Source organism: Mycobacterium angelicum (assembly GCF_002086155.1).
Lineage (GTDB): Bacteria > Actinomycetota > Actinomycetes > Mycobacteriales > Mycobacteriaceae > Mycobacterium > Mycobacterium angelicum.
Genome location: NZ_MVHE01000047.1, coordinates 35,864 through 42,991, shown reverse-complemented (window position 1 = coordinate 42,991; position 7,128 = coordinate 35,864). Strand labels below are relative to the sequence as shown.

Genomic DNA, 7,128 nt, shown 5'->3' with positions numbered 1-7,128 from the left:
GCCGAACAGGGGCCCGCCACGACCTCCCGCTCCGCCCGCCCCCCCGTTGGTGAGGCCTTGCCCGCCGGTGCCGCCGGCGCCTCCGGAACCAAGCAGGCCGGCGTTGCCGCCCTGTCCACCGGTCCCACCGATGCCCGAGTTCGACGCGGCGCCAGCGCCGCCCGTACCTCCGTTGCCGATCAGCAGTCCGCCGGCGCCGCCGTTGCCGCCAGGTCGGCCTGTGCCCTCAGCGCTGGACCCGCCGGCCCCGCCATTGCCGATCAGGATTCCGCCGGGCGAGCCGTCTTGACCGCTGCCGGGCGCGGCGTTGGCACCGTTGCCGATCAGTGGGCGCCCAAACAGCGTCTGGGTGGGCGCATTGAGCACCGCCAGGACGTCCTGCCCCAGCGTCTGAAGCGACGCGTTCAGAGCCTCAGCGCCGGCATAGGAACCCGCGTTGCCGGCCAAGGCGTGCACGAATTGATCGTGAAACGCCGCCGCCTGCGCGGTCAGCGCCTGATAGGCCTGCGCGTGATTGGAAAACACCGTTGCGATTGCCGCCGATATCTCGTCGCCAGCCGCGGCGAGTATTGCGCCCGTGGGGGCCGCTGCGGCTGTGTTGGCCGCGGTGAGACTGGAGCCAAGAGCCGCAAGATCGGTTGCCGCCGCAGCCATCAGTGCGGGCTGCGCCGTCATGAACATCGGCCTACCGTATCGCGGGGCGGGGCACGCCTTTCGGCCTTTCACGAACCATTACACACTCAACACACGCACGCTCAACCACAGCGCCAGCACCGACGCGACGAGGGCCGTCGGCACGGTGTACAGCCCCAGACGGGTGTACTCGCCGACGCTGGCGGGCACCTGATGCTGGCGCAAAACGCGCCGCCACAGCAGGTTGGACAGCGAGCCCACATAAGTCAGGTTGGGGCCGATGTTGACCCCGATCAGCACCGCCAGCACCGCGGCCGGCCCGCTGGCCGCCACCAGCGGCACCAGCACCAGAGTCGCCGGCAGATTGTTCACCACATTGGCCAATAGCGCGGCCACCGCGGCGATACCGAGCAGGGCCGCCAGGCCCGAACCCGTGGGCAACCAGGCACACATTCGGGTGGCCATGCCGTTGATCATCACCGCTTGCACCACGATGCCCAGCGCCAGGACGAACACCAGAAACGACACGTTCACCGAACGCGCGATATCCAGCACCGAGGTATGCCGCCGCCACAGCGCACGCACCGCCAATGCCGACGCGCCGACGATCGCGGCCCACGCGGGGGCAACCCCCAGCGACTCGGCGACGGCGAACCCGGCCAGCGTCAGCGCCACCACCACCAGCACGAACACCGGTGGTCGCGGTGGTGGGCCGAGTTCCTCGCGATCGGGTTCGGTACGCAGATCCTTGGCGAAGAACCACCGGAAGACCAGATACACCGCGGCCACCGCGGATAGCCACGGCAACGTCATCACCATGGTGAACTTGACGAACGAGATGTTGGCGACGTGATAGCCCAGCAGGTTGGTCAGGTTCGACACCGGCAGCAGCAGCGAGGCCGCGTTCGCCATGTGGGCAGTGGCATAGGCGTAGGGGCGCACCGGGGTTCGCAATCGGCGCACCGTCACCAGGATCACCGGCGTCAGCAATACCGCGGTGGCGTCCAGACTCAGTGTCGCGGTGATGACCGCGGCGATGACGAACACCTGCCGCAGCAAGCCGTGCGGACCGGAGCTGGTGCGCGCCATCGCGGCACCGGCCGCCTCGAACAGACCCTCGTCGTCGCACAGTTTGGCCAGCACCAATACCGCGCCCAGGAACGCGACCACCCCGGCCAGCCCGTTTACCTGCGCCATCGCCTGCCGCGGCGAGATCACCCCGCTGACGATCAGGATGCCGGCCGCCGGGACTGCCGCCAGCGCTTCGGGCCATCCTCGTGGACGCGCAACGGCAAACCCGAGGACGACGCCGAGCAGAATCAGCGAAACGGCCAGTGCCAAAGCTAAACCCAGGGGTCCTCGCGCTGCCACACCGTCGGCAGCTGCAGTGCGACACCGTCCTGGGCGGCCAGCTCGTCGAGGATGCGGATGGACACGTCGAGGTCGTCGCCCGCATATGGCAAGGCCCGCAACGGCTTTGACAGCGGGCGGAAGAAATCGTCCCAATGAATGAGAATCACCCGGCGCGCGCCCACCGCACGCACGACCTCGGTCCAGTACTCGACCAGATACGGGCGCGGCTGCAGGCCCAATTGCCCGACGCTGAGGTAAACCGCATCGGCGCGCCGGCCGGCCAGCGCACCCTTGACGTAACCGGCGCTGCCCTGAATCAGCAGTCGTCGGCCGGACGGCCGGTGGTGAATCAGCGTCGACCAGGCTTCGCCGCACCGGTAGGCCGACGCCCGCACCGGCGGTTGCACCGGAGCGTCGATCGCCCCTGGAAACCGGTCGGGGGGACAGTGGTGTGATTCGATCAGCGTTACCTCGAAGGCGCCCAACGCGATTGGTTCGCCGGAGGTTGCGACTACCAAACGGTCCTCGGCCAGTCCGTATCCGCGGCCCACGTTGGCCGCGGATTCGCCGCCGACCAATTGTGCGCCGGTACGGTCGGCCACCACAGCGGAATCCAGCACATGGTCGATGTGCGTGTGCACCGGAATGACCGCGGCCAGCCGGGACACCTTGGCCCGCGCCAGGCAGCCGTCGACGCGCGCCGCCGACGGGGCCACCTTGCCGAGGGCCACCTGCGCGAGACTGGGCCGGGAGAAGTAGCCGTCGGTCATCAGCGCTTCGGAGCCGTCATCGAGCAGTACCGTTGCGACACCCAGCCAGGTCGCCGATAGCGGTGCATCGGGCGCCGCCGCCGGCACGGTGAACCGGCCGGAATACCGCCCGATATCTGGACGACCCAGCTTCAGCCGCATCAGCAGAATGCCTTGATCTCGGTACCGGCCGACTCGAGCTGATCGCGCACTGCAGCCGCGATCCGTACCGCCCCCGGTGAATCACCGTGCACGCAAACCGATTCCACGGGTATGGCGACCCGGGTGCCGTCGATCGCGGTGACCTCGCCGGTGGTCACCATGCCCAGAACGCGCTGGGCGATCGCGTCCGGATCGTCGAGCACCGCGCCCGGTTCGCGACGCGACACCAACTGCCCGTCGGGTCGGTAGGCGCGATCGGCGAACGCCTCGGCAACGGTGCGCAGGCCAACGCGCGCGGCCTCTTCGAAAAGCACCGAACCGGCCATGCCCAGCACCGGCAGCATGTCGTCCACCGTGGCCACCGCCTCGGCTACCGCGGCGGCCTGCTCGCGATGGGTCACAACCGTGTTGTACAGCGCGCCATGGGGTTTGGCGTAGACCACCGCAGAGCCGCAAGCCTGCGCGATCGCGTGCAAGGCACCGATCTGATACACCACATCGGCGAACAGGTCTTCGGCGGTCACGTCGATGAAACGCCTGCCGAACCCGGCCAAGTCGCGGTAGCTCAGTTGCGCGCCGATCCGCACCTCGCGTTCGGCCGCCGACCGGCACACCCGCAACAACCCTGCCGGATCGCCGGCATGAAAGCCGCACGCCACATTGGCGCTGGTGACAATCCCGAGCATGGCGTCGTCGTCGCCGAGGCGCCACACGCCGAATCCCTCGCCCAGGTCGGCATTGAGGTCGATAGCAGCCACGCAGGCCAGCTTATTGCGGGATGCTGGCGATGACCTGATCGAGGCGGCTCTCGGCGTGCGGTGCGGCAAGTTCTGCGTACATTCGCATTTCCGCCCATGTCGTGAGCCTGATCCTGGTAGAGATCCACCTAGCCTGCCGGTAGGGCCGCCCTGGCGGGGAGCGGCGGCCTTGGGTGCGCGAGAGGATGCATCATGGATTTGGATCAAGCCTGCCGAAATGCGCATGCACCGTGGAGTGTAATCGTCTCAGCGACGCTGAATGCGAACCTGGCGACCGTACTGGCGGGATTCACGATTACCGCGATTGCATTCTTGCTTGGCAGAAAAAAATCAGAAGAGAAAGCCCTGCACGCAGTTGCGCTGTTCGCGCCCGGGGTGCTGGTCCTCGCGCTCGCATCCAATCTATTCGGCAGCATAGCGGCGATCGCGCCGCCGGTGCGTAATGGCCAGGTACCGCCGGACGGACAATATGTGTGCGGTGTTGCTCTGACACAGAGCCAGGCGGCTAATGGCATGTTGGGTGTGGGCTTCGTTATCATGATCGCCGGCTTGGCCTGGACAATGGCGCACGCAGCGGATGCGGACGTTCGCGACCGCAAATCTCTCGTGCATCTCGGCAATTCGCTGGTGCTCATCGCAATCGTGACGGTATCGCTGCTGTTAACCCGCAATTCGCTGAACTATGTCGCACGGATGCATGAATTTGGCGTGCACCTGCCGCGGCAACTGGACGCCGTGCTGTGGTCGATATTCGGCTTGATTGCGGTGGTCAGTGCCGCCGTCATCGGAATAAGAATTCTGCGGTACTACCGGGATCTAACGGCGGGCAGGCCGTTGGTCGGCGAAGAGACCGTCATGGCCCGGCGGCTTCGGCGCATTCCGTTCGTCAGCGCGATCGTATTAACGGCGCCTATGGCATTCTTTGGATCGCTGTGTTGCATAATCATTGGTCAAGAAACCTCGACACCCGGCGGTTTGGCGGCCTTTTTCGCCCTGCTCGTGGGCGTCTTATTGCCGTACCTGATATTTCTGTTGATCGCCTCATCGGTACCCGGGCCGGGATTCTTCTATTGGGCGCCGACGAAAAACGAGAAGTAGGTTGACGCCTACTGCTTGGCGATCTTGGCGGCTATCTGGGTGACGATATCGGTTGCCACTGAACTCTTTTGGCTATAGGCGCAGGTGACCACATCGACGGCGATGTTGTTGCGCACGGTCAGCGCACGCTGACAGGCCCAGCCGTCGCCACCCTCCTGCACCTGTGAGGTGCTCAGCGTGCCGTCGTTGTTGGTTGCCGCGGCGACTGTCCACACGGTGTCGGGCTGATTGGGGCTGACATCGTTGAATCGGCGGTTGGAACACGAATTCCAGCTCTGCACCTGGCTGTCGTAGAACGAATTCGCGTCCTTGGCGCTCGGGAAGGCGACGACCGTCTGAATGGCATAGTGCTTGCGGTTCTTCGAGTCGTCCACGCTGTCGTCGAGACGCTGGCCCCGCATCGCGGTCCACCCGGTGCCGGCGTAGACCTTGTCCTGGGCGGGGCCGTCCACGGCCAGACAGTTCTTGTCGGCCACGTTCTGGCTCCAGTCCCACATCGCTTTGGCGTTGAACCACACCTTCATTGAGGTGGCGCCGAGCTCGGTGTTGATCTCACTGGTGTCCAGCAGCAAGTTGTCCAGGGCGGATACCGGAATCGGCGTCTGGTTCAACGGTCCCGAGGTGTCGGCGGCAATGGCATTCCCGTCGACCATTTTGGTGCAACCAACCACGAGCAAACACGTACCGGCCAAGGCGGTGATCGCAGCGATGTGCTGGCGCACTGGTTCCTCCCCTAATTGTGTGCGACCAGCTTAGTGTCAGCGCCGCAGACGGCGCCCGAGCAGCCAACAGATCACGTAGATCACGAACGAGATGGTGGCCACAATCACCGACACCGGCACCCCCGGGGCAAGTGACAGCACGATCCCACCAACCGCGGCCACCTCGGCGAATGCCACCGAGGTCAGGATCGCGGCAACCGGCGCGGCGACCAGCCGGGCGGCTGCGGCCGCCGGGGTGATCAGCAACGACATCACCAGCAGGGCGCCGACGATCTGCACCGCCTGAGCCGCCACCACACCGACCAGCGCGGCGAACACGATGCCCAGGGTGCGCACCGGCACGCCGTAACCCGCCGCCACCTCCGGATCGACGCTGGCGAACAGCAGCGGTCGGTAGCAGACCGTCAGCACGGCGACGACGAGCACGCACACCACCGCGAGCATGGCCAATCCGGAGTAACCGACGCCGACGATCTGGCCGGTCAGCAGTGCGAAGCTGGTTCCGGTCCGGCCCGGGTAGAGGTGGATGAACAGCACCGCCAGGCCCAGCCCGAAGGCCAGCACCACGCCGATCACCGAGTCGCGCTCGCGGGCCCGCTGGCCCAGAATGCCGAACAGCGCGGCGGCCAGGGCGCTGCCGACAAGCGCGCCCACCCCCACCTGAAAACCAACCAGTAACGCGAAAGCGGCTCCGGTCAAAGACAATTCGCTGGAACCGTGCACGGCGAACGACATCTGTCGCATCACGATGAACGGCCCGATCAGTCCGGCCACCAATCCCAGCAGCGCGGCCGCCACCAACGCCTGCTGAACGAAGTCGTGCCGCAGCAGATGCATGGTCAGGTCGAAGGAGAAGAGGTGATCCAGCATGTCGGCTAGCCGGGTGTTCACGAGGACTCTCCGACGATTACGTAGCTGCCCTTGGCGCGTACTACTTCGATGTCGGCCCGATACAGCGCGGAGAGTGTCGCCGAGGTCATCACCTGGTCAACGGTGCCGATCCGGAACCGGCCGTCGACCAGATAGAGCACCCGATCCACATACGGCAGGAACGGGTTGACCTCATGGGTGACCACGATGATCGCGGTGCCCGCTTCTCGGCGGCGCCGGTCGATCAGCGCCGCGACCAGCCGGGCATTGGCGGGATCGAGGGCCAATAGCGGCTCATCGCACAGCATCAGCGCCGGGTCGCTGGCCAGCGCCTGGGCGATGCGCATCCGCTGCAACTCGCCGCCGGACATGAGCCCCACCCGGACATCGGCCAGCTGTTCCCCGTTGACCTGGTGCAGCGCCCGTCGCACCGCCTCCCGCCGTCGGGCCCGCTCACCGGCTCGTAGCGGCATGGGGCCCCAGCGCCGCCCGTCGACGCCGAGCCGGACCAGGTCGGTGCCACGCAGCACCACCTCGCGGTCGATCGGATTGTGTTGCGGCACATAGCCGATTCGTCCGCTCACCACTGCGGTCCCGGCGCTCAGCGCCAGCTGGCCGAGCAGCACCCGCAGCAGTGAGGTCTTACCAGAGCCGTTGGGCCCCAGCACCACAACGAACTCACCGGGCGACACCGTCAGGTCGAGGTGGTCCCAGAGCAGCCGATCGCCGAATGCCAGGCGGGCACCGGTGAGCGCAACCGCGTTGTCGAGGTCCACCTGCGGA

8 protein-coding genes are annotated in these 7,128 nt (G+C 66.4%); 1 reads left to right on the top strand and 7 read right to left on the bottom strand.

Annotated features, from left to right (window positions below):
* The 4 genes from BST12_RS21365 to BST12_RS21350 form a co-directional block, all read right to left on the bottom strand.
* Positions 1-681: PE family protein (locus tag BST12_RS21365; protein WP_139801817.1), on the bottom strand; the 681-nt coding region annotated here is incomplete at its 3' end.
* Between the two features lie 51 nt (positions 682-732).
* Entirely contained in the window at positions 733-1,974 is a 1,242-nt protein-coding gene (locus tag BST12_RS21360) for an SLC13 family permease (RefSeq protein ID WP_083115172.1), read from the bottom strand.
* Positions 1,975-1,976: 2 nt separating this feature from the next.
* Positions 1,977-2,897, bottom strand: coding sequence for an MBL fold metallo-hydrolase (locus tag BST12_RS21355; RefSeq protein ID WP_083115171.1), 921 nt, complete (start codon positions 2,895-2,897; stop codon positions 1,977-1,979).
* On the bottom strand, positions 2,897-3,655 hold the full coding sequence (locus BST12_RS21350) for a LamB/YcsF family protein (protein WP_083115169.1): 759 nt from the start codon (positions 3,653-3,655) through the stop codon (positions 2,897-2,899). The genes BST12_RS21355 and BST12_RS21350 overlap by 1 nt, the downstream gene beginning before the upstream one ends.
* A gap of 192 nt (positions 3,656-3,847) precedes the next feature.
* On the opposite strand from BST12_RS21350, the gene BST12_RS21345 reads away from it, so the two are divergent.
* Complete coding sequence (locus tag BST12_RS21345) at positions 3,848-4,753, top strand: hypothetical protein (RefSeq protein WP_083115168.1); 906 nt, start codon at positions 3,848-3,850, stop codon at positions 4,751-4,753.
* Between the two features lie 8 nt (positions 4,754-4,761).
* Here BST12_RS21345 and BST12_RS21340 read toward each other — a convergent pair whose 3' ends face one another.
* From BST12_RS21340 to BST12_RS21330, 3 genes are read right to left on the bottom strand one after another with little or no spacing between them, the layout of a single operon-like run.
* On the bottom strand, positions 4,762-5,475 hold the full coding sequence (locus BST12_RS21340) for a sensor domain-containing protein (protein ID WP_083115166.1): 714 nt from the start codon (positions 5,473-5,475) through the stop codon (positions 4,762-4,764).
* Positions 5,476-5,511: 36 nt separating this feature from the next.
* On the bottom strand, positions 5,512-6,366 hold the full coding sequence (locus tag BST12_RS21335) for a metal ABC transporter permease (protein ID WP_139801816.1): 855 nt from the start codon (positions 6,364-6,366) through the stop codon (positions 5,512-5,514).
* Entirely contained in the window at positions 6,363-7,121 is a 759-nt protein-coding gene (locus BST12_RS21330) for a metal ABC transporter ATP-binding protein (protein WP_083115164.1), read from the bottom strand. The genes BST12_RS21335 and BST12_RS21330 overlap by 4 nt, the downstream gene beginning before the upstream one ends.
* Between the last annotated feature and the right edge of the window lie 7 nt (positions 7,122-7,128).

Coding starts and splice junctions, on each gene's coding strand:
- BST12_RS21355 (WP_083115171.1), bottom strand. CDS start 2,897: ATGCGGCTGAAGCTGGGTCGTCCAGATATCGGGCGGTATTCCGGCCGG.
- BST12_RS21345 (WP_083115168.1), top strand. CDS start 3,848: ATGGATTTGGATCAAGCCTGCCGAAATGCGCATGCACCGTGGAGTGTA.